Here is a 21537-nt window from a genome sequence, read left to right on the forward strand (position 1 = left end):
AAACCGTGTACCCATCGTAGTCACAATATTTTCAATTTTAGAACTCGACTTTGATTCTAGTCTTGAGGTTAGGTTAAACAACAGGTATTGGTTGGTGAGAAGCCTAATAACTTAATTCAACGCGGCTGGTGCCATCTTCTTTAGGTTTTTTACAGCCTTGATATTATCGATTAGTAACGGATGGATAACTTTTAATGAAAAGTGTATTACCTATGTAATACATTGACAGGGCGATGTGTGTTTATTATTGTGTATTACTCATGTATTACTCATGTATTACTCATGTATTACTCATGTATTACTCATGTATTACACATGTAATACATGAGGTGTCTACTATGAAAACAAAGATCATCAGCGCAGCGAACCAAAAAGGTGGCGTTGGAAAAACCACGACTCTTGTCAATTTAGGAGCTGAGCTTACACGAAAACGAAAAGTGTTAGTCATTGACCTTGATCCTCAAGGGAACTGCTCCAAAACGTTAACCGGACAACGTGATTTTAAGTTTGAAGAGACGGTTGCTGCTTTGTTTGATAAGCCTAAAGTTGTGTCCATTGTCGATTTAATTCAACCTGCAAAGCTTAATGGGAACTCTATTGAAAACCTCTATGTTGTTCCCGCTGATGTTCAGTTGTCACGTGTCATCGAAACATCACTGACAAAGATTAATCGTGAACGAATTTTAGAGAAGCAATTGGCAAAGTTAGGTGATACCTATGATTTCATTCTTCTTGATACTCCACCAAACTTATCCCTAACCACTCTTAACGCAATCCAGGCTTCAGATCTTATTTTGATCCCTGTTGATTCAGGTGCATTTTCACTGGACGGCATTAGTCCTTTACTCGAAGCTGTCTCTGAAATTAAGGATGACGAAGGCAACTATCTGATTCTGAGGAACGAGGTCGATTCAAGAAACGCTATTATTAATGAGTTCATTGATGAGGAATTGGAGGTAATACAAGATAAATTGCTACCAGTATCTGTCCGTCGTTCTGAGCATGTCGGACAAGCTAATGCCGTTTCTTCTCCTGTGCGATTTTATAAATCGGGTTCTCTTGTTAATAACGATTACCGAAAACTCGCTGCGTTTCTTTTAAATTTAATGTAATACATAGGTAATACACATGAGCAAGTTAAAGAAACGAGGAGCTATAACAGCTATCTCTAGTGACAAGAACGAGGGTTCAAGTAAGTCGAATGGAATTACGACTGTCAAAAAGAAGGTGACGACATCTTATAAGGTGCCTCCTCTGACTCTTAGAATGTCACTGACTGATAAAGAACGGATAACTGATTGGGTAGCAAATCTGCAAGAGCAGACAGAGAGAAATGTGTCTGCAGCAAAACTGTACCGAGCCTTGGCTTTATATCGAGACAAGATCGATGATGAAGATCTCATCGAGTTGATCAACAAAATGAATTAAACATGTATTACCTATGTAATACATGTTTATATAAAGGCTCGTTATAGACTTTAAGCGATGTCATAGGGCCTACCTCGGACTTAACTTCAAACACTGATGAACATGACACTTGAAGAGTCTTGTTACCTGTTCTGAGCCCATTTCCTTGTACAGACAAACACTTTAAACGTGTCTTTATCACGATTCTTATGTTGCCTTAGGCGGCGTTTTTCAAGGTAGGCGTCACCCTGCGGGCTAGGCCCTGACTGCCCTAAGAGTCTTAGCGCCTTGTCGTTCCCTCCTCGTTGATCTCTCTGTCTTTGAATAAGTTCGAATAAGGGCTTGTTTTCTTATGCGCCGATTTCTTTCACTCGCCTCATTTTCGGGCTCGCAGGCTGTTAACCGTGTCTCCCCACAACCTGTTTTTCAAGGGAGGCTTCGCCGCTGCGCGCCCTTGCAAAGCAGAACGATGTTGAGAGAGCGGACAGCCAAGCGGCTCCGAAAAGTGATACTCAAACAGAAAGGAAACTCTCATGGCGCAACAAAACTCAACCCCAACTCTCTCTAATTCAAATTCATCGACCAGCGTTTCGCCGCTGGGGCACGAAAGCTCACCAAAAAATGATATCTCTAGTCCTTTGGCGGTATTGAAGTTGCGCTATCAAGTCAAAAAGTGTCGTGATGAGGCGAAAAGAAAGTCTGATTTTGTTTCCAAAATCCAACGTTTGAAAATGTTCAGTCGTCGTCAGTCGCCAGAGCAACAGGCTGATATCACGGCGTTAAAAAAACAAGGGTTCGTTGACGCTATCAAGCAGCAGTTTCCGCAATTGGTGTCGCGTCGTTTTGCTTTCCATGAAATCCGTAACTTTTTCATCGAATTAAATGGCGCTGGTTTTGGTGAATGGTTTCTTCACGAACGAGTGGATCACATCATTATGTACACCACTTACGGGTCTGTGTTTCCAGCGTTGCGCTTTGTGACAATGGGGGAGGGAACGTTTAAGTGCTCAGGATTTTGTTTTGATGTGCGTTTTGGCGCTTAGGGGGTCACATGACAGTTCGTTCTACAGTATCCGCTGACATATCCATGCACGTGATTTGGGTGAATTCAACCGACTTTTACTCCACCGTAAAGGCCGTCAAGGTTCATGAGATTTTGGTGAATGAGTTTGGGTATACCGACTCTTTAATACTAGAGGAAGGCAACCGAGGGAGGGGGTGAGTATCAGTATGTGTGATAACACTACCACCATTAAGCAGATGCGAGAAGACTACGCCTACGCGAAGAAAACGGAAAGGACGAGAGAAACCACCTCCGAGCATCGTGCATCGGCAAAGGTTTTGCTCTCTTCTCTGTATGACGACTGAAGTCTTCTTATTGTGTAATGTCATCAAACACTCATAAGAGAAGGTCATTAGTGTGTCTGGATTTTGTTTCGATATTCTAGTCGTTCGCGGCATTCAAGCGGGACGATTTTTTAGACGAGCAACGCCCTGTTCAGTCCTGTACTAAGTGGTCAACGTTATCGAGTGAGCACGTTTAGGCTCTTTTGTGACAAATATGAGCGCGTCGTCGGAGGGGGAGTCCTTGGTTGAGGGGGATGCGAACATTCGGTGTGCAATCATCCAATCAAGTAAACCGAGAAAAACGCTCGTCACGAGCAGGCATTAATATTGAGTGGCGCAAGTCGAGTAACCAGCAGGGCGCCCTTTTGGTGGGGAAGGGATCTTTCTAACTGGGCGACGTGCTTTGGGTTGAGGTACTGGCTTAGGCTGTCCTTTGGCATGTTGACGCGGCTTCCTTTAAACCGTCCCATTTGAGAACCCTCGCGCTAGGGAGGCTTCGCCGCTGCGCGCCCTTGCGCTACAGAACCTGCAACTGGGTACGGACAGTCAGACGCTCACCAAGACCGAAAGGAAATACCATGTCAGCACGTGTTCAATACTCAAATGTTTCGTTATTCACATTAGAAGAAAAGGGCATCCTTGACCAGGCCGCAAGTATTCTCAAATCCAAACTGTTTATTTCAGAACAAACACCATTAACCTCGCCTGAATTGGTGAAATCGTTCTGCCAAACGTCTTTGGCCGCTTGTGAGTCTGAAGTGTTTGGGATTATCTTCCTCGATAATCAACATCGAGTGTTGCGCACCAAAGAGATGTTCTACGGTACCGTTAATGCCGCTTCGGTCTATCCGCGTGAAGTCGTGAAAGCGTCGCTGGCCACGAACGCGAGTGCGGTTATTCTCTATCATAACCACCCAAGTGGTGCGCCAAGAAGCGCATATGTAAAACGCAATGTAATTGCTTGATTTCAAGGAGTAATCAATGATTAGAAACGCATGCAACTTCCATTAGGCTGGCTGTTGTGTGAAGCCGTTTTGACAATGTGGCTGACATTTCCCCTACGAAATGGAGAGCTGCTAATCAGAGTCTTGCTAAGACTACGAAAGAAACTGATGTTTGACGCCTCGAAGGTTGGACTGTCTGTTATGAAGGTAGGGACAAGACAGAGTCACTGGATCTCCACCTATGACGGGGGGAGAAATCTCGCTTGGATAGAGACTGAACGCTCCTACAGAGATACGAGTTCAAGTCTCCCAGTGACGAGCACGGCGACGAGCCGTGCAAGGGGTACAGTCAGAGTCTAAGGCAAGATGGTGACGTTACATATGTGAACTTGGGAACTTTCTATTGTTATCTTGGCAACAAGATCTGGGAGCCTGAACCTACATGCAATTAGAAAGGGCGGAGCCTTCGTAGTAGTCCGAGGTTAGGAAAGCTAATCACATGGCGAAGGGAGGCAGTTTGACAAAACGTTTGTAAAAGTGAATTAAGCAGGAGAACAACGGTAATGTTGCTTTCAACGATCGCCCAAAAACAACAAACACTTGCAAAGAAAGCAACTGAGAATCCAGAGTATAAATTTAATCGTTTATACGATCTTCTTCATTGGGAGACATGGATACATCAGGCTGCTATTAATGTGTTATCTAGGCCAGGAAGTAGGACAGATGGCGTAGATGGTAAAACTCGCGACTACTTTAAACAAACCTATGAAAGACAACTGTCTTTGATCATAGAACAGTTAAAGTCAGGGAATTACCGTCCACTACCTGTAAAGAGGGTCTATATACCAAAGCCGAATGGAACCAAACGTCCTCTCGGTATTCCGGCTTTACGAGATCGTATTGTTCAGGAAGGTATAAGAATGGCACTCGATCCTATATACGAAACGGATTTTCATCCCTATTCCTTTGGGTTTAGGAAAAGTCGATGCACTATGGATGCGATTGCAGTGTTGATGCCCTTAGCTAACTCCATATCAAAACATTTCTATGTTATTGAGGGGGACTTAAAAAGCTACTTCGACACTGTTAATCATCGAATATTACTCAAATTGTTAAAAAAGCGGATAGCAGATAGGAAACTCATCTCTCTGCTCCATCGCTTTCTTCGTGCCGGTGTCATGGAAAAGCAGCTATTTGCTCAAACTCGTGAAGGGGTACCGCAAGGGGGGATCATTTCCCCACTGCTAGCAAATCTATACTTGAACGAATTTGATCAATGGGCAGCGAAGAAATGGCAGCTATCTCAATCAGAAAGACAAAATACGAGGAAAGCGGGTCGCGGTAATTATACCATGGTTCGCTATGCCGATGATTTTGTTGTCGTATCAAATGATGGGATAGCTGGAGTAAGGCAAGCTAAAGCTGAAATTAAGGAATTTCTGGAGGAAGAGCTAAAACTTACTCTTTCTGAGGAGAAAACTTTAATTACACACGTTAACAAAGGATACGACTTTTTGGGGTTCTATATTAAACGGAACTACTCGGAAGGACGATGGGTGGTACACTTGCGCCCCTCAATGAAAAGTGTGAAGCGTGTGAAAGCTAAGCTTAAAAGTCTTACTACACGAAACCAAACTTTATATGATGAAGTTACGAAGATGAAACAAATAAATCAAGTAGTTAGAGGGTGGTGTGAATATTATAAACATACATCTTTACTCAGTGATTTAGAAGCGATCAGTCGCTATGCGTGGCACAGATACCACAAGTGGTTACTGGCAAAATACAAAGGAAGTAGAAAGGTGCAACTCATCAAGGACAAAACATGCACAATCATGAAACGTCAACGATGGGTAGCGAATACATTCGGTATTCAAGTACATCAATGGCTGCCATCAGCAAAAGAGCTCAATCGTTCTCGTTATTGGAATCGTGGCAGAAATGGATTTGAACATCCCTATCTAGTCGCGTCCAGTAACGAAATCCAACCACCACTAGGACTTAAAGGTCCAGAGCCTTCGATATATCTAACAGCACGGATGAGCCGTGAAGATAATAGAGAGTATCCAAAGGACTGGCACTATAGACGACTAAAGGTACTAAAGCGAGATAGCTTTGCATGTGTGATATGCAAAGAACAAAATGACATCCAAGTTCATCACCGTAGAGGCGTTAAATCGTGGGCGGTAAAAGACTTGGTAACATTATGTCGAAAGCATCACATGATGGAACACAAGAAACTGCGAGTTGATGATTGTCAAATGGAGAGCCGGATGCGGGGAAACTCGCACGTCCGGTTCGGAGAGAGGAGTGAGTAAAACCGCCAGCTGTGAAGCTGGTATGGCGTACTTGCCCCTACTCTACGCGACGCCACCCCAAGTCAAGCTGACCGACGCATTACCCGTCAACTGACGGATGCGTTGGCATTGGTTGATATCCGAGTACTGGACCACTTTGTGGTTTCATTTGAGTGTGTGGTGTCTTTTGCTGAGCGAGGCTGGATTTAAAAAAGCGGCTTATGGCCGCTGATTGAAATAGGGTAGGAGACTACCCTTTAACAAATTTGTGGACAAGAAACGCGTTAGAGTTTAAGGTCTAACACGCTCGATATAGATTAGAAGAAGTATCTTGAAACCTTAAACGCTTGTATGCATTTTCAAACACTAAGCTTTCCCACTAATTCTGCGAAAGACTCTTCAATTGTTTGGCCCGCAGTGTCGATTTGAATCACCTTATCGCCCCACGGTTCGTAGTAACGATTTTGAACCTGTTGCCAGGTAGGCTGGTTTAGGTTGGTCACTTCGCTTTTTCGAGTGTGATTACCGAGGGAGGTTGACGGTCTAAATACCGAAGGATTCTGTCGTTGCTTTATTCATAGTAGTCCACTATTGCAGATTAGTTTCTATTCGATAATTGATTCCTCGGCACGTGCCTCCCGTAACTCTCTTGTATTCAGCTTTTCTTCAAGCCAGATGTTCCTTACTGTTGAGTGACTAATCGAGATGTTAAAGCGCTTCCTCATCTCACCACTTATCCTAATAGAGGTTAGGTGAGGCGATTTTAGTGTTAATGAGATGACGATATTTCGAGTCTTTTCATCGATGCGATTATTGTTGTGTGATTGACCATACAGACGTTTCAAAGCAAGTGGGCCATGGGCTTCAAGTAATTGACGGTTGTTGTGAATGCTTTTGACAGAACAACCGCTTTGTCGAGCCGCTTCTCTCACATTGCCTAACTTATTGGCAAGCTCTATGACATCGAGCTTTTTCTGAACTTCTTCTCCGTATTCTTTCCTAGAGCTAGGCTCAGTAAGCTCTTTAATCGATAACTCTCGGTCGGCAAAATAAGCCGTAAAACCCCCATCAAGTTGCTTACGTAATTCGACTTGTTGACTCACGATAGAGTGCCGTAACGGGGAGGTGATTTGATACATTGCGTTGGCGTAACTGAAGGTATGATCTCGACGGATTTTTCGATATTCTTTTTGAATACATATCGCGTCAATGTTCAGGTACTTCGGAACGGGTGTATGCTCAGAGCGCATTAATTTGGCGTTAACTGTGAGGGTCGTTGCCCAATACTCAGGGATGAAGGTGTTTTGTAGGTAGTTATTTGCACTGATCATATCAGTAACCCCAGCCAACCTTAACTCAGGGACTAGACGATCTTGGAACGTATCAAAGGCACGTTCGATGCGACCCTTGCCTTGAGGCGAATTGGCAAAAATAATTTCTATACCCAGCTCTTCACAGGCTCGTTGCATCTGGGAGAAGTGGCAACGTTTTGGTCCACCGAAGATGCCAGCTCTATCGACATAAAGAGTCTTAAAAAGCCCTTTTTTCTCGATATAAGTTTTCATTACTTTGAGGCATCCTTCGGTGGTTTCTGAAGGGAAAAACTCCGCATGAACCTCACTGGTTGCATCATCAATCATGGCGATAAGACAAGATTTTTTATCACCGAACCAAAGGTGTGGACTGCCGTCCATTTGCAGCATTAAGCCTTCGGCCTCCATACGCTCACGTCGTCTTCTTACCTTAGAACGTCGATGTTTGGCTCGTTTTACATGATGGATTTCATGTGCCCAGGTACGAAGCGTCTCCCGCTTTACTTTGATGCCTTCAAATACCTCTAACATGTCGGCGAGATGAAGCATGTTAAAGTCGTAATACTTGGCCTTTATAAGAGCTTGAACTTGCTGCTTTAAGGTAATGGGTATTTTATTAGCGGGTGTCCTTCCTGTGTTGCCATGAACCACAAATCGGATACCATCAGAGCGATATCGCCTGAGATAACGTTCAATGGTTCTGCGAGACTTATTGAGGAGCTTAGAGGCATTAGTAATTGATATTTTACCGAGAGCAACTTTCGCGATGATATCCACGGTAAGCTGAGATTGAGTATCCATAACGATCATCCTATACACCCCTGACTAATTCGTAGCACTAGTCAAAGGATTACGTAAAAATAGAGACCGTCAATTTCCCTCGGTAATTAAGCGAATGACAAAGTCGCTTGGTAGTTACGATACGACAGAATCGCTTGGTGATCACACACTTCGCTTTTTCGAGTGTTAACTCGATGCTTATGTTCTTTGGCATTTGAACACCGAACTTCAATATTTACAAACTTAGCACCTACACTTTCCGCAACTTCTTGCCACTCGTGTCGCGTTAGTTCGACTGGGTTGCATGAATCAGAAATTGCACTTAGCCCAAGAGCTAGATTTTCTCTGATAATTCTGTAACTTAACCTGTAACCTTCGCCTTCAACCTTGAAATTACAAAGTTCTCTAATCCCTTGCTCTACTGTGTCGATACGAGCATACATTGCACCTGTTCTATGCGAAAGCAACTTAGCAAGTGTTGATTTTCCAGAAGCCGGAAGCCCTGAAAATATGTATAAAGTCGGGGTACTCAATTTATCTCCTTTCCTGCATATAACGCTAATTAGACGGCTCACAGCCGCTTTAACCCTCACATAATGTCGTGTTTCTCTTACTAGCTCAATTCACAATCAATAATTTAGTAACAACGCAAGGGAGTTAGACTACTAAGAAATGCATAATTTCTAGATGAGTTGAAATCGGAAAATTTACTGTAAGGCCAACTAACATTAACAGGATATGAATGAGCATTTACTCTTAATAATTTTGGAGAATTTCTGAGGTAGAACGTGCCACGGGTAAAAATTTGGCCTGTGATTGTCGGATAGGCGGCACCTGTTGCCAGGTGCCTCCCTCCTCAGAACCGTACGTGCAACTTTCACTGCATACGGCTCAAGCCTCCACAAAGGCACCGTTAAGCACCCAGTAAATAAATTACCTTTGCGATACACACTTAAAGCTTTAAAACTACCCAATGGTCACTCAGTGAATAAGAAACCACGGTTCGTTGTCAGAAGACGCACTAATTTCATTCGAAATCATCATTTGCTTTTCTTCTTTAATAAAGTTCTTCAAGCTATCTCGCAACGGGAGACCAGCTAGAAGTCAGCTCGCTTTCGCGCCAGATATAAACCTGTATCCCCTTCATTACAAAGGGACATTCGCTTTCTCTAGCCTCCTTTACCTGCATACCTATCGGCAACCCTCACAGGTCGCTTTCCCATAGGGAGGTATACAGGCTTACCCTGTTCCGTATGTTGCGTAAAAATGTCAACTTAGATGCCCACTATAGTGCGAAGAGTACGCTGATCACGAAAGAGTAATGTCCAATCTCTTTCCGACTCTCATTGCCATTTTGGCTACAGCGTATTAACCACTTCCGCTGCTTCATCGTATAACGCACCTTACATGGATTCACATTACATTCATCATATTGACTCCCTAGCACTCACCCGAGCTGTGGTTCTCAGGAGGAACATCTTCTCACGATTCCGTTCCCACTCAGCTAACGACTGAGTTTCGTTACATTGTCGGTTCCGCTGCTTTATTCAGGAACCTAGGGTCATCTGGTGATACAGATGGTTCACTCTTGTCGTGGTGAACAACGCTTCATACGACTTCAGGTCGCACGGACATTTCCGAGTTACAGATTTTGTTTAATTAGTGATTAACGGATTGCCTAGTATATCGCTAAAGCCGCCAATTTAGTGGCCAAATTATATTGACCACTCTGGATATACCTCCAGGCAACATATAAGACCTTTCTTTAGTTACCCACACCACCTACTTTCTCTGCTGGTGTTTCAGGCGTTATTGGAGGCCACTCTTGGAATGTCGCTAAGTGTTGTTGAATAGCAGCTTGAGCAGGACCAAACGCCCACATTTTTTCTCCCATCCACTTCAAGTACATACCTGACTCTTCTGCAGCTCTCTCATAAGGGTCACGACGTAGATTGAAGAGTAACGGCGCATTCAATTCATCTTTCGGACCACCCCATCCACGATTTTGCACAATGAAGTGAGCCTTCCAATCACCTACGCGAACGGCTTGTAGCTTATCTCGTTCATAATAGTAAATTTCATTACGATTCGATTCGCCTTTTTCCGTCAGCATGTCGACTTGATTGTAACCATCGAGGTGCGCTTTAAAGCCATCGTGACCTTTGAGCATTTTCTCTTTTAAATCTGTTGGACCACCCGCAGCTGCAACCAATGTTGGTAGCCAATCCATACCATCGAAGATGCCATTACCGACACTACCCGCAGGGATTTTACCCGGCCAGCTAACCAGGGCAGGGGCTCTAACTCCACCTTCCCACGTTGTACCTTTCTCTCCGTGGAATGGTGTCATGCCACCATCTGGCCACGTCATGATTTCAGGGCCGTTGTCGGACGTGAAAATAATAATAGTATTATCGGCGATGCCAAGTTCATCTATTTTCGCCAACATTTCACCGACATGATCATCAAGATCTTTCATCACGACTTCTTGAAGTCCCCAACCATTTTGGCCAAGCATCGCTTCATATTCAGGAGAAAGGTGCGTCCATACATGACCTCGTGATGGACAGTACCAAGTAAAAAATGGCTTCTCCGCTTCTACGGCTCGTTCAATGAAGTTGATCGCATGTTTGTTTACTTCATCATCCAATGTTCTCATACGCTCGATATTAAGCGCACCGTCGTCTTCAATGCTTTGGCCACCTTTACCATCAGATTTAGAGTAAATCACATTTCGAGGAGCAAACGCATTTAACGATCCGTCTTTCGGCCAATCTGGGTCTTCGGTGTATTCCATTGCGTTTAAGTGATACAACCAGCCCCAATATTCATCAAACCCATGCATCGTTGGCAAATACTCGTCTCGGTCACCCAAATGATTTTTGCCAAATTGACCAGTCACATAGCCCATGGTTTTTAATACCTCGGGAAGTGTTGGTGTATCTGCGCTTAAACCCACAGGACCACCCGGCAGTCCAACCGTATGCATTCCGGTTCTAACTGGTAATTGCCCGGTTAAGAAAGCAGAACGACCGGCGGTACAAGATGGCTGCGCATAGTAGTCTGTCAGAAGCATTCCCTTCTCAGCAATACTATCGATGTTTGGTGTTTGGCTACTCATCACGCCATTGTGATAAGCGCTCAGGTTTGAGATCCCAATATCATCGGTGAAAATGACGAAGATATTGGGTTGTTCTTGTGCCGACCATGCCGATAGCGAAAAGCTACTCAACACGCTCAAGGTAAGAAGGTGAAAAATCCCTTTCATAGAATGTCCTTATATTGTTTCAGATTGTTCTTTGTGAATCATTTTTATTCCGATCAAACCAAAGCCAAGCTCCAAGATTAGATAGACAAAAAGCAGCCAGTGCGGCATGCCATCTAATACTAAGCTGATAACTCGGCCTGCAGCCAAACCCAGCATGAAAACCACCAAACTATAAAGCGCTGGCAGTCGATACTTTTTTATCAATGCGCCACAAACCCAAAATAAAGCCAGTGCCAAATACAGCCCCATCACTGCTCGAAAAATATGAGTCACGTTGATAGAACTAGCATCGATTCCGAAAAGATAATCCATAGAAATCATGGGGGCGTAGCCGTAAGACAACGCAATAGGCGTTAAGCCTAAAACCGCGACGAACAAGAAAACACTTTGTAAATTCATATTCCTACTTTTTAAAAAACATAGTCTACAATCAGAAATATACAAGTTGCATATATAGAAAATGGCTAATTAATACATACATTTATAGTGTGTACTCTTCAAACCGGAGCAGGAGATCAATATGGCTAAATGGCGTTACCTACTCGCATTAACATTGGCTGCAAGTTCAACCGTAAATGCTCAGGAAGCAAGCGCACAAGCGGATACAAAAAAGTGGCAACATAGCTTCGAAATTTACGCGCTCGCACTCAACATCCGCGGAGACAGCACCATTGATGATTTGTCTGCAGATGTCGATGTTGATCCTTCATTCATCATGGATCATCTTGATATGACCGCAATGGTGCGCTTTGAGGGTATCTATGACAATCAGTGGGGATATTACATTGACTACAGCTTCATGAAGCTAAGCGGAAAAACAAATTCAGTGTTAGGTAGTAACCTAGAGGTATTGAAAGGTAATCTTGATATCCGACAAGGTGTTTTAGATGTGAAGGGTTTTAAGCGCTACCAATACGATTTTGGCACAATTGATTATCTGTTTGGGCTTCGTTGGTGGGATAACGACATCGATGCCAAGCTTTACGGTTCAGGTGGCAAGCTAAGTGCAGATCGATCACTCGATGAAGATTGGGTTGACTATCAAATAGGTATGAGATGGATAACGCAGATCAATAAGGATTGGAAGTTTCACGCAACTATTGATGCAGGGCTTGGTAGTGATACCGACTTTACCTCATCTCTGTTAACTGGCGTGCGATACCAGATAAACAGTTGGTCTGACTTAAATGTTGCCTACAAATCGACATGGGTTGATTACGAAAACAGAGGGACTTTTCAGTACGACACAGCGTCACAAGGCTTCCTAATCGGCTGGGCTGTATATTTTTAATCCACCTTACCATAAGACGTTACGCGTCAATTACTTTGTCTCCAGTGACTCAGGGGGGATACTCCAATGTGGTCGTTCTGGGAAGTAACCTTGACGTCTTCAACACTCATGATAGCTCGAACCAAATAGACAGGACAAAGCATTAGCGGTATTTTTTCAAATTTAATTGAGCATATATACCTAATAACTCGTTTGATAATAAGCGACTGCACAATTGAGTAACAATTTGGAGATTTGGAGGAAACAATTCGTTTCCCACAAATTATAGTTATATATGTAAATACAGGGCTAAGAAAGAATGGGGCACTTTCGCTCTAGAAAGTGCCACGGGTAAAAATTCAACCTGCGAAGCTTTTGGACAAAAAACGCGTTAGATCAAAAACTCTAATCCAATTAACTGATATTAGAAAAAACATCTTGAAACCTTAAAGCCCAGAGGTTGATACGGCGACGTTGAACAATGAGTCTTAGACCTCTAATCAGTCACGTTAGCATGGGTGAAGCCTGAAAGTAATAGACTTAGAGGACGTATGAATAATAATCAAAAAAAGTCTGGTGAGTGTGTTATCTTGGTTGTTCTCCCTACCGCTTAGTAGGGGCTTCTTTTCTTTTCCGAACTCGCATCTCGGCACTCCTTAGTTGCCCTCCTAAGCCTCATAGCAGGCTTTAATTATGTCTATTTCAACCCAAAAGTTAAGAAACATCTTCAAACTCACTAGAATTGAAAATTTCAAAACCAACTACGATGTAACCCATATCGCTCCTTGGCTACCACTTGCTCAGAAAGTGAAACCTGTCATCCCTTCGGCAATTATATATTGCGAAGGTAATTTCGGTGAAATTGATGGTAAAACCGCTAATGGGCTAGTGAGGCATTCATTAAGCTATCGTATTCTATCGGTTATTGATAGTGTGTCTGCCGGCTTAGATGCTGGAGAAGTACTTGATAACAAAGCCAATGGAATACCGATCCTTGCCAATGCTGAAGAAGCTATCATTCACGCGGAAAGTATTCCCGATTACTTCATTTTTGGCATTGCGCCATCAAGTGGTTTTTTATCTGACTTAGATAAAAGCATCATTTTAAATGCCATGTCACTAGGAATGAACATCGTAAATGGCTTACATGAATTCCTAACCGATGATCCTCTATTTTTAGAAGCTAGCTTAAAGAATAACGTTCGAATATTCGATACTCGCAAACCTAAAAATAAAGGCGATCTGAAAACGTTTAGCGGGAAAATACACAACGTTAAATGTCCGAGAATTGCTGTCATGGGGACGGATTGCGCGCTAGGAAAACGAACAACAGCGACAATATTGGCGAATGAACTGATTAAAAAAGGCCTTAACGTCGTTCTGATTGCCACTGGTCAAACAGGCATTATGCAAGGCGCACAATACTGCGTTGCACTCGATGCTGTTCCTTCACAATTTTGTGCCGGTGAGTTGGAATCTGTCATTGTACAGGCCTATGAAAAAGAAAATCCGGATCTGATAATTATTGAAGGGCAAGGAGCTTTAAGTCACCCTGCGTTTTCAACCAGCGCTTTTATCTTACGTGGCAGTTGTCCAACGGGTGTGATATTGCAACATGCTCCTAAACGTTTATATCGTAGTGATTTTCCTGATTGCCCAATGCCTTCGATTGCCTCAGAAATAAATCTTATCGAAACGTTTTCTAATACCGATGTTATTGGACTAACACTGAATCATGAAGATATGTCTTTAGATGAAACCTGTCGTGCGATAGACAGTTACACTACCGAATTTGGTCTACCGGTTACTGATGTCTTGTCACAGCCTGTTGAGCATCTACTACACATCGTATCGTCAGCCTTCCCTATAATAGCAAGTAAACTGGCCGAAAAAGGGTGAACTACCCTAGGTTACACATCGATTGTGGGAAAGTTCACCATAACGCTCAGCACCTGATTACTCAGCTCTCACTGAAAAACATATCCGTTACGCCTGTAACAAAAGCCTTCCTCGGCCACCCTATCATCGCACAAGTTCTTATTGATGCTGGCGCAAAAATGTTAGCCGATTCAAGAATCGAAAATCTTCAAAAGATGACTGAATCTGGCATTGCTATCCCTAAAATGCTGATACGTACACCCATGCTCAGTCAAGTGGCGAGCGTAATAAAATACAGTGATATGAGTTTAAACTCTGAAGTTGAAGTGATTCAGGGGCTTTCACATGCAGCGGAACAACAAAATTGCTGTCACGATATTATTATTATGGTTGAGCTTGGCGATCTAAGAGAAGGTGTGATGCCTAATTATGTGATTGATTTTATCCGTGAGATTGTTTCTTTACCGAACATCACGATAAAAGGAATTGGTACGAATTTAGCCTGTCGGTATGGTGTCGCTCCAGATGAGCAAAATATGAATGTTCTTTCTGATCTTGCCGATGGAATTGAAGCTACATTTGGGATCAGTCTAGAAATTATTTCAGGGGGTAATTCTGCTTCAGTTAACTGGGCTCTTCAGAGAACAGGCTTAACTCGAGTAAATAACCTTCGTATAGGAGAAGCCATTTTTTTAGGCTGTGAGCCTTTAGAGCAGGAAAATATCAAAGGCTTACATACGGATGCGGTTTCTTTGACCGCTGAAGTGATTGAATCCAAGACTAAACCGACTTTGCCTTGGGGGATTCGGGGGTTAAATGCTTTTGGTGAAAAAGAAAGCCTTCAAGATAGAGGGGAGGTCTCACAAGCTATTGTAGCATTAGGCCGCCAAGATGTTTGTGTCAGCGGGCTTAAGGCTCCGAATGGGATTAAGATCATGTCTTCAACCAGTGATCATCTTGTCCTTGAATCCTCACGAAAACCACTATTTGTAGGGGAAAAAGTCACATTCGGTTTAGATTACAGTGCGCTCTTATCTTCTATGTCTTCACGTTATATCAATAAATATTTTAAGGCACCTAAAGGGAGAAGAAAGCAAGAAGGAACGCATAATGCTACGAACAGCAGTAATTATTTCCGTCAGTGTCATGCTTAACGGTTGTCAGATAAGCCCAATGAAATCTAGTGGGCTTGCCGATTATAGAGCGACGGTTATCTCAAGCCAACTGCCACAAGAGTTAGGCTTAATCACACTCGTAAATGCACAGTCAGAAGGCAATAGTGTCACTCTTGTTTTCGTAAAAAAGAAAACGTTGAATATGGACAGCTTAGTAGAAAAAGTCGCCGTTAGTTTTTGTGACAACATCGAAATAAGGCCACTATTAGAGAGTGGGATCTCTTATCGAATCATTACCTTAGGAAAAAATGAGAAAGTAGAAAGCCTTAACGTCATTTCTCTAGCTAACTGCTCTAATTGAATGCTCAGCAGTCGAATGGATAAAAGCCAATACGAGTTGTTCAATGTACTCAATGACATTATTTTATTGAAGTTTGACCGTCTTACGCCTTGGGAAAAAAACTTTATCACGGACCTACACCACAAAGCTTTAACTAAGCAGGTCATTTCAACTAAACAAGAACAACTTGTGTTGAAAATCTCAATGAAAGCTTACAAGTCAAAGAAAAAAAACGCACATTCCAAGATTTAATTTAAGACTGTGTATACCTAATCTGTTCAAGGTCCTCTAAACCTTGGACAGATTAGTAGTATTTGCACTTAAAGTATTGAAAATAATCAAGTGTAGAGGTGAATGGGTAACAACTTTCAGCGTAATGGCAATTGAAACACCTAAGTATTTAGGTTCCTTTTCGATTAACACTCAGTACCTTCTGAAAGCAACAATGCATCTTCTAATTCAACCCCAAGATAGCGGATTGTATTATCTACCTTGGTATGACCAAGTAGTAGCTGCACCGCTCGGATATTTTTCGTTTTTGCGTAGACTAACGTCGCTTTTGTTCGCCTCATCGAGTGAGTGCCATACAAGTTAGGATCCAACCCCAGATTAGAAGCCCATCTCCTCACTAAGTATCGATAGTACGAATAGCTAATCGGTTGTTGCTTTCGCCTTTGGCTTGGGAAAATAAAATTGCTGTCATGTAGCGAAGCCATCAAAATCCATTTCATTAGACTCTGCTGAGTTCTTGTCGTTATCTCAAATTGAACTTCAATATCTGTTTTGCGCTGGATATGCTTAACGCGGTTAAATATCCTATCTTGCGAAGATACATCGCAAACTCTGAGAACGAGCAAATCACTTGCTCTAAGTTTGCTATCAATAGCTAAGTTGAGCAACGCAAGCTGCATCAAATTATTTTCAATTTCTAATCTGGTTCTGATCCGTCAAATTTCCTCAAGCCGAAAAGGCTTTTTGACGCCACTTCGTTTCGTTTTGTTGAAAACTACCATGATGACCTCCTTTTTAATTTGGTCATCACGCTTGTAGTTGGAAGGAAATGGACAGAACTGAGTTTGAAGCTTAGGACGAAACCTACCCATCAAAGAGTTTACCATCTCCCAAGTAGCAGAACGACACCACTTCAAATGATGCCGTTCGTGATAGAAAATGGACAAAAGCTTTCATCCTAGACCGATAGTCTTGGATTCAACCTATTCAGAATTTTCATCAGATTATTCAACTCCATGCATTAGGTGATATCTGGTAGAGTTTGTAGGTAACTCTGCCATACTGTTCATCAGTACTGTTAAATACGGGCTTGTGTTCACTAATTGCGTAAAGGAACAGAAGGAAAAGAGGCGAAATGAGCACTCCTACTTTGTACATATTTTCAGGTCTTCCAGCTTCAGGAAAATCTACACTGGCTAAGTTACTTGCTAGCCGTACAGGCGCAATGTATGTGCGTATCGACACCTTCGAGCAGGGGCTTAGAGATCTATGTAGTTTCAAAGTTGAAGGGGAGGGGTACAGATTAAGTTACCGAATAATTAGAGATAATTTGGCTCTCGGGATTAGCTCTATTTCAGACTCTTGTAATCCAATAGAGCTAACACGACACGAATGGCAAGATGTTGCAAAAAGTACAGGGGCTAATTTCGTTAATATCGAGGTTGTGTGCTCAGATCTCACTGAGCACGAGCACAGAGTTAAGACACGAGATAATGAAATTGAGAACCTAAATCTACCAAATTGGCAACAGGTACAGAATCGCCACTACGACAAGTGGAAAACAGATGTCATCAAGATTGACACAGCGGGTCATACTATCGATGCGTCTTTTGCTGAGCTAGTAGAAAAACTCTGTGTGTAAACAGTTTCGGTTTCTTTGCATGACTGCATAACAATACAAGCGATGATTTTAGAGCGGTATGCCATTTTTGACCGAAAATGGGAGAAATCGCTCACCGAATCTTTACTTCCGTTCGCTCGGGCAGTGCCGATAAATCAGGGACGAAATTTATCGGCCCTAAATCGAGCTGGCACGTTTTGGGGCAAAAGTGAGTCAGTGACTTTACTAAATTAGTATTTGATGAATTACTTCAAATATGGAAAAGTCGCTTAACTCAGTATCCATTATTGATGGTGCAGATCATATTGGATCACTACCACAGTAGTCGAACGGCACTCGTAAAAGTGATGACAATCTTCATGAATCGTTTAGCCCTAAACGGCTAATTCTCACCTATTAGCCATAAATGGCTAAATTTGTATTATTAGCCATAAACGGCTAAACTGGCATCTACATAAAAGAAGGAGTTTTAATGTGGAGCTTACCTCTAAACCTATCGCAGTGATCAGCGGCGATATTGTCAACTCAACCAAGCTAACATCTGAACAGTTTGAACAACTTCTTAAACGAATCAAAGACATACAGAGACTAATCACCGAAGGAAATTCATCAAATGCGCACAGTATTGAGCGTGGCGATGAATTTCAGACCGTGGTGCATGATATTGAAAGCGCTCTGAGATACACCATCATTTATCGTATTGGCATTAAAGCGCTTGGCAAAGGGTTTGATAGTCGCATTAGCCTTGCTATTGCCTCTAATGCCGATTTGCGTGAGTCTGTTTCTGAATCGATGGGTGAAGCATTTGTTCTTTCTGGGCGTGGACTAAAAGCCTTAAAAAGCGACAGGTTGTTATTTAACTCTGACCGTTTCGAACTCACAGAACACTTTGACTTACTCTTTAAGTACCTCGATAGACAACTAACGGAATTAACCTCGCGCCAATGTGAAGTTATGCTTCCGATGCTTCGAACCAATGAAGGTTTGTCTATTAGTGAGTTAGCAGAAAAGCTCGATGTTGCTACTGCCACTGCCAGTAAGTCTCTTAAAGCTTCAGGTTGGCCGCTAATCAGTGAGCTAAATTGGCGATTCATAAACCAAGTGACGGGACTCAAGTATGTTTAATTTTTTGATGTTCTAATACCGTTCTTGATGATTCACATCATCTGTGATTTTTACCTCCAGCCAAACCAATGGGTAGAAGCAAAGAAAAAATACACTTACCGTTCAACTGAACTGTACTTTCACTCACTATTACACGGCGTCGCGTTGTTAGTTCCTGCTATTGCGTTAGGTATTGACTGGCGCTCAACTACTTGTTTGGTAGTTATCATAGCGGTAAGTCATTTTATTATCGATTTGTGGAAAGTAAAAGCACGAAATGGTGGTAAGTTTTCCTATTTTATTATTGACCAGACTTTGCATGTCTCAGTGCTAATAGCCATTGCCTTTCACATTGCAGATGGTGTAACGATCGATGCCGTACTACAAGATGAGAAGTTCTCAGATGGTGTTATGGTGGTCTTTGCTTACTTACTAATTCTCAAGCCAACTTCGATTGTGATTGGCAGCGTCTTAAGGAAGTTTCCAATATCAGATAAAGATACTACTAGTATTAGTGGTCTTATCGCAGGTGGTGAGTTGATCGGTTATTTAGAGCGAGTGTTAATACTGACCTTTACGCTTGTGGGGAGCTATGCAGCGGTGGGTTTCGTATTGGCGGCTAAGTCAATATTTAGGTTTGGTGAGTTGAATAGATCAGATGACCGAAGCATGACTGAGTATGTGCTGATTGGTTCCTTGATATCGGTGGTGATCACAACACTGGTAGGTACCTTAATATCACTTGGTTTAGATGTGAAAATTAAATGACCAAAAAGGTATTCGGCAGTTTATTACTAGATAAGCTCGAATTTTACGGGATAACGATCAATTACAGGGAAGAAAGTTACCCTTCTAATGTAGTGGATTAGCAGATTTGGTTACATAGTTAGAGCTCTAGACATAAGAACAAGTAGGTCAAAATTGGCGGCTGCATTCTGTGATAGCTAGCTGCCGAAACGCATAATGGGGCAAAGATTACTTAGAGTAAATGAACTAAATTGATGTGTAGAAAGAAACCAACGTGGTGCAGAATTTTTATCCTAGTACTGATTTGACTTATTTAGTGTTAAGGTAACGGTATGAAAAAGACCACGCCAACGCCACATGATGCGCTCTTTAAGCAGTTTCTCACTCATCCTGAAACCGCTAAGGACTTATTGGATATTCACCTACCTGCTGAGCTGCGTGAAATCTGTGATTTGACGACCTTAAAGCTCGAATCAGGCAGCTTTATTGAAGAAAGTTTACGGCCTTATTATTCGGATGTTCTTTATTCTCTCACAACGTCTCAGGGGGAAGGGTACGTCTACGCGTTAATCGAGCACCAGAGTCGACCAGATAAACACATGGCGTTCAGACTGATGCGTTACGCTATCGCTGCCATGCAACAGCATATTGAAGCGGGTCATGAGCACTTACCCTTGGTGATACCTTTGCAGTTTTACCATGGCCAAGTCTCGCCTTATCCCTATAAAATGAATTGTTTAAAAGGGTTCGCTAACCCTGACAAGGCTAAAGCACTTTATACTCAAGATTTTCCATTGGTCGATGTCACGGTCATCTCCGATGATGAGATAATGCAGCATCGCCGCATCGCGTTACTTGAGCTTGTACAAAAGCACGCAAGGCATCGTGATATCATGGATTTCTTTGAGCCTCTGGTCACATTGCTCTTAACCGATTACACTACAGATAAGCAAGTACAGTCATTGATGAGCTACCTACTCCAAGTGGGTGAAACGAATAACCTAGAAGCGTTAATTACGTCACTGGTCTCATCAGTACCGAAACACGAGGAAACACTTATGACTATTGCAGAACAATTGCGCCAACAAGGCGAGCAACGTGGCCGCCAAGAAGGTATACAATTAGGTGAGGAAAAAGGTCGCCAAGAAGCACTCAAGGAGATGGCGCGTAAGATGCTGCTTAATGGTCTAGATCAACAAACCATTATGGATGTCACGGGATTGAATACAGACGAACTAGCACAACTTTCTCATTAGCCGCTCAAGCATAAAGGGTTGTGTTGATAAAATCTGCCTGGAGACAAAGCTACATCGTTTATGGCTAACCGTGGGCTTCTAACTGGCATACCTAGAGCTATAATTTTGTTCATAGTTTTGACATTTACTATCATTTCACCTATTTGAGCGTTGTAATATCTCAAACTCGCTTTAGCGCTTTTCCGCTTTATTTATTGAGTAACTCTCTTCCCAACGCCTTGCATTCTTTCGAGGTGCTCTCAATGAGGTAAAACCTTTCTTTTTCAGAACCTCATGGCGCAACAAAACTGACTTCCACACTCATGGTTTCGAGTATATCGACATGAACAGCTAAGTGTAGCTTTTGCTATGTTCTGCGTTTCTTTGCATCAATCTTTTTCACTTTTCACTCTCCCTGACCAAAAAGGTGGGGGCTAATTGAGTTAATGGCTAGACGGCGAATCGCCCTTTAGATTTATTGCTATATTTGACTTGAACCGCCTTCGAACGCTTACCTTTGAAAATTGAGTACGGACGGTTCTTTTTCTAACGCCAATCAACCTATAAAGTACGCATTAAACTTAAATATTGGGCGTTCTCCCTTCGGTCGGCTCATTCTGTCGCTTCACTCCTCTCGCGA

Annotated in this window: 20 protein-coding genes and 2 pseudogenes; 16 read left to right on the forward strand and 6 right to left on the reverse strand. The window is 42.6% G+C overall.

What is annotated here, in order from left to right; translation table 11 throughout:
• Window positions 1-108 (reverse strand): Fic/DOC family N-terminal domain-containing protein (locus QWZ07_RS26440; protein WP_353959778.1); only part of this gene is annotated, 108 nt, incomplete at its 3' end.
• Window positions 109-338: 230 nt separating this feature from the next.
• Between QWZ07_RS26440 and QWZ07_RS25285 the strand changes: the two genes are divergently transcribed.
• The 7 genes and pseudogenes from QWZ07_RS25285 to QWZ07_RS25315 form a co-directional block, all read left to right on the forward strand.
• Window positions 339-1112, forward strand: coding sequence for a ParA family protein (locus QWZ07_RS25285; protein WP_192853986.1), 774 nt, complete (start codon window positions 339-341; stop codon window positions 1110-1112).
• A gap of 16 nt (window positions 1113-1128) precedes the next feature.
• Window positions 1129-1428, forward strand: a complete 300-nt coding sequence (locus QWZ07_RS25290) for a hypothetical protein (protein WP_192853985.1) — start codon at window positions 1129-1131, stop codon at window positions 1426-1428.
• Between the two features lie 512 nt (window positions 1429-1940).
• Complete coding sequence (locus tag QWZ07_RS25295) at window positions 1941-2450, forward strand: hypothetical protein (RefSeq protein WP_192853984.1); 510 nt, start codon at window positions 1941-1943, stop codon at window positions 2448-2450.
• Window positions 2451-2637: 187 nt separating this feature from the next.
• Window positions 2638-2775 (forward strand): hypothetical protein, encoded by a 138-nt coding sequence (locus QWZ07_RS25300; RefSeq protein ID WP_225998541.1) that lies wholly within the window; start codon window positions 2638-2640, stop codon window positions 2773-2775.
• Between the two features lie 557 nt (window positions 2776-3332).
• The gene (locus QWZ07_RS25305; protein ID WP_225998628.1) at window positions 3333-3719 is read left to right on the forward strand and encodes a JAB domain-containing protein; all 387 of its coding nucleotides are present in this window, start codon (window positions 3333-3335) and stop codon (window positions 3717-3719) included.
• Window positions 3720-4261: 542 nt separating this feature from the next.
• Complete coding sequence (gene ltrA, locus QWZ07_RS25310) at window positions 4262-6016, forward strand: group II intron reverse transcriptase/maturase (protein WP_192854734.1); 1755 nt, start codon at window positions 4262-4264, stop codon at window positions 6014-6016.
• Between the two features lie 51 nt (window positions 6017-6067).
• Window positions 6068-6205 (forward strand): annotated as a pseudogene (locus QWZ07_RS25315) (JAB domain-containing protein); the annotation flags it as partial.
• 395 nt (window positions 6206-6600) lie between these two features.
• Here QWZ07_RS25315 and QWZ07_RS25320 read toward each other — a convergent pair.
• From QWZ07_RS25320 to QWZ07_RS25335, 4 genes are all read right to left on the reverse strand, one after another.
• Window positions 6601-8118 (reverse strand): ISNCY family transposase, encoded by a 1518-nt coding sequence (locus QWZ07_RS25320; RefSeq protein WP_080967516.1) that lies wholly within the window; start codon window positions 8116-8118, stop codon window positions 6601-6603.
• Between the two features lie 77 nt (window positions 8119-8195).
• Window positions 8196-8621, reverse strand: coding sequence for a P-loop nucleotide/nucleoside kinase family protein (locus QWZ07_RS25325; RefSeq protein WP_192854764.1), 426 nt, complete (start codon window positions 8619-8621; stop codon window positions 8196-8198).
• 1232 nt (window positions 8622-9853) lie between these two features.
• Window positions 9854-11356 (reverse strand): arylsulfatase, encoded by a 1503-nt coding sequence (locus QWZ07_RS25330; protein ID WP_192854631.1) that lies wholly within the window; start codon window positions 11354-11356, stop codon window positions 9854-9856.
• 9 nt (window positions 11357-11365) lie between these two features.
• Window positions 11366-11755 (reverse strand): DUF4345 domain-containing protein, encoded by a 390-nt coding sequence (locus QWZ07_RS25335; RefSeq protein ID WP_192854633.1) that lies wholly within the window; start codon window positions 11753-11755, stop codon window positions 11366-11368.
• A 121-nt stretch (window positions 11756-11876) separates the two neighbouring features.
• Here QWZ07_RS25335 and QWZ07_RS25340 point away from each other — a divergent pair, with 121 nt between their 5' ends.
• The 5 genes from QWZ07_RS25340 to QWZ07_RS25360 all read left to right on the forward strand — a co-directional run bounded on the left by QWZ07_RS25340 (window position 11877) and on the right by QWZ07_RS25360 (window position 16211).
• The gene (locus tag QWZ07_RS25340; RefSeq protein ID WP_192854635.1) at window positions 11877-12647 is read left to right on the forward strand and encodes a DUF481 domain-containing protein; all 771 of its coding nucleotides are present in this window, start codon (window positions 11877-11879) and stop codon (window positions 12645-12647) included.
• Between the two features lie 672 nt (window positions 12648-13319).
• The gene (locus QWZ07_RS25345) at window positions 13320-14525 is read left to right on the forward strand and encodes an N-acetyltransferase DgcN family protein (protein ID WP_192854637.1); all 1206 of its coding nucleotides are present in this window, start codon (window positions 13320-13322) and stop codon (window positions 14523-14525) included.
• On the forward strand, window positions 14522-15658 hold the full coding sequence (locus QWZ07_RS25350) for an alanine/ornithine racemase family PLP-dependent enzyme (protein WP_192854639.1): 1137 nt from the start codon (window positions 14522-14524) through the stop codon (window positions 15656-15658). Before QWZ07_RS25345 ends, QWZ07_RS25350 begins: the two co-directional genes overlap by 4 nt.
• Window positions 15615-15980 (forward strand): type II secretion system pilot lipoprotein GspS-beta, encoded by a 366-nt coding sequence (gene gspS2 / locus QWZ07_RS25355; RefSeq protein ID WP_192854641.1) that lies wholly within the window; start codon window positions 15615-15617, stop codon window positions 15978-15980. Before QWZ07_RS25350 ends, gspS2 begins: the two co-directional genes overlap by 44 nt.
• Window positions 15981-16211 (forward strand): hypothetical protein, encoded by a 231-nt coding sequence (locus QWZ07_RS25360; RefSeq protein ID WP_210442759.1) that lies wholly within the window; start codon window positions 15981-15983, stop codon window positions 16209-16211.
• A 164-nt stretch (window positions 16212-16375) separates the two neighbouring features.
• Here the strand turns inward: QWZ07_RS25360 and QWZ07_RS25365 are convergent.
• Window positions 16376-16972, reverse strand: a pseudogene (locus QWZ07_RS25365) (tyrosine-type recombinase/integrase).
• A gap of 353 nt (window positions 16973-17325) precedes the next feature.
• Here QWZ07_RS25365 and QWZ07_RS25370 point away from each other — a divergent pair.
• The 4 genes from QWZ07_RS25370 to QWZ07_RS25385 all read left to right on the forward strand — a co-directional run bounded on the left by QWZ07_RS25370 (window position 17326) and on the right by QWZ07_RS25385 (window position 20918).
• Window positions 17326-17832 (forward strand): P-loop nucleotide/nucleoside kinase family protein, encoded by a 507-nt coding sequence (locus tag QWZ07_RS25370; RefSeq protein ID WP_048657859.1) that lies wholly within the window; start codon window positions 17326-17328, stop codon window positions 17830-17832.
• A 453-nt stretch (window positions 17833-18285) separates the two neighbouring features.
• Window positions 18286-18936, forward strand: coding sequence for a hypothetical protein (locus QWZ07_RS25375; RefSeq protein ID WP_171750889.1), 651 nt, complete (start codon window positions 18286-18288; stop codon window positions 18934-18936).
• A 15-nt stretch (window positions 18937-18951) separates the two neighbouring features.
• Entirely contained in the window at window positions 18952-19683 is a 732-nt protein-coding gene (locus tag QWZ07_RS25380) for a DUF3307 domain-containing protein (protein ID WP_290256830.1), read from the forward strand.
• A 311-nt stretch (window positions 19684-19994) separates the two neighbouring features.
• Entirely contained in the window at window positions 19995-20918 is a 924-nt protein-coding gene (locus tag QWZ07_RS25385) for an Rpn family recombination-promoting nuclease/putative transposase (RefSeq protein WP_192854643.1), read from the forward strand.
• The last annotated feature ends 619 nt before the right edge of the window (window positions 20919-21537 follow it).

The sequence above is a fragment of the Vibrio lentus genome (genome assembly GCF_030409755.1).
Lineage (GTDB): Bacteria > Pseudomonadota > Gammaproteobacteria > Enterobacterales > Vibrionaceae > Vibrio > Vibrio lentus.

What these genes read in the sequence shown, in the direction of transcription:
- QWZ07_RS25285 (WP_192853986.1), top strand. Translation starts at nt 339, where the DNA reads ATGAAAACAAAGATCATCAGCGCAGCGAACCAAAAAGGTGGCGTTGGA.
- QWZ07_RS25290 (WP_192853985.1), top strand. Translation starts at nt 1,129, where the DNA reads ATGAGCAAGTTAAAGAAACGAGGAGCTATAACAGCTATCTCTAGTGAC.
- QWZ07_RS25295 (WP_192853984.1), top strand. Translation starts at nt 1,941, where the DNA reads ATGGCGCAACAAAACTCAACCCCAACTCTCTCTAATTCAAATTCATCG.
- QWZ07_RS25300 (WP_225998541.1), top strand. Translation starts at nt 2,638, where the DNA reads ATGTGTGATAACACTACCACCATTAAGCAGATGCGAGAAGACTACGCC.
- QWZ07_RS25305 (WP_225998628.1), top strand. Translation starts at nt 3,333, where the DNA reads ATGTCAGCACGTGTTCAATACTCAAATGTTTCGTTATTCACATTAGAA.
- ltrA (WP_192854734.1), top strand. Translation starts at nt 4,262, where the DNA reads ATGTTGCTTTCAACGATCGCCCAAAAACAACAAACACTTGCAAAGAAA.
- QWZ07_RS25320 (WP_080967516.1), bottom strand. Translation starts at nt 8,118, where the DNA reads ATGATCGTTATGGATACTCAATCTCAGCTTACCGTGGATATCATCGCG.
- QWZ07_RS25330 (WP_192854631.1), bottom strand. Translation starts at nt 11,356, where the DNA reads ATGAAAGGGATTTTTCACCTTCTTACCTTGAGCGTGTTGAGTAGCTTT.
- QWZ07_RS25335 (WP_192854633.1), bottom strand. Translation starts at nt 11,755, where the DNA reads ATGAATTTACAAAGTGTTTTCTTGTTCGTCGCGGTTTTAGGCTTAACG.
- QWZ07_RS25340 (WP_192854635.1), top strand. Translation starts at nt 11,877, where the DNA reads ATGGCTAAATGGCGTTACCTACTCGCATTAACATTGGCTGCAAGTTCA.
- QWZ07_RS25345 (WP_192854637.1), top strand. Translation starts at nt 13,320, where the DNA reads ATGTCTATTTCAACCCAAAAGTTAAGAAACATCTTCAAACTCACTAGA.
- gspS2 (WP_192854641.1), top strand. Translation starts at nt 15,615, where the DNA reads ATGCTACGAACAGCAGTAATTATTTCCGTCAGTGTCATGCTTAACGGT.
- QWZ07_RS25360 (WP_210442759.1), top strand. Translation starts at nt 15,981, where the DNA reads ATGCTCAGCAGTCGAATGGATAAAAGCCAATACGAGTTGTTCAATGTA.
- QWZ07_RS25370 (WP_048657859.1), top strand. Translation starts at nt 17,326, where the DNA reads ATGAGCACTCCTACTTTGTACATATTTTCAGGTCTTCCAGCTTCAGGA.
- QWZ07_RS25385 (WP_192854643.1), top strand. Translation starts at nt 19,995, where the DNA reads ATGAAAAAGACCACGCCAACGCCACATGATGCGCTCTTTAAGCAGTTT.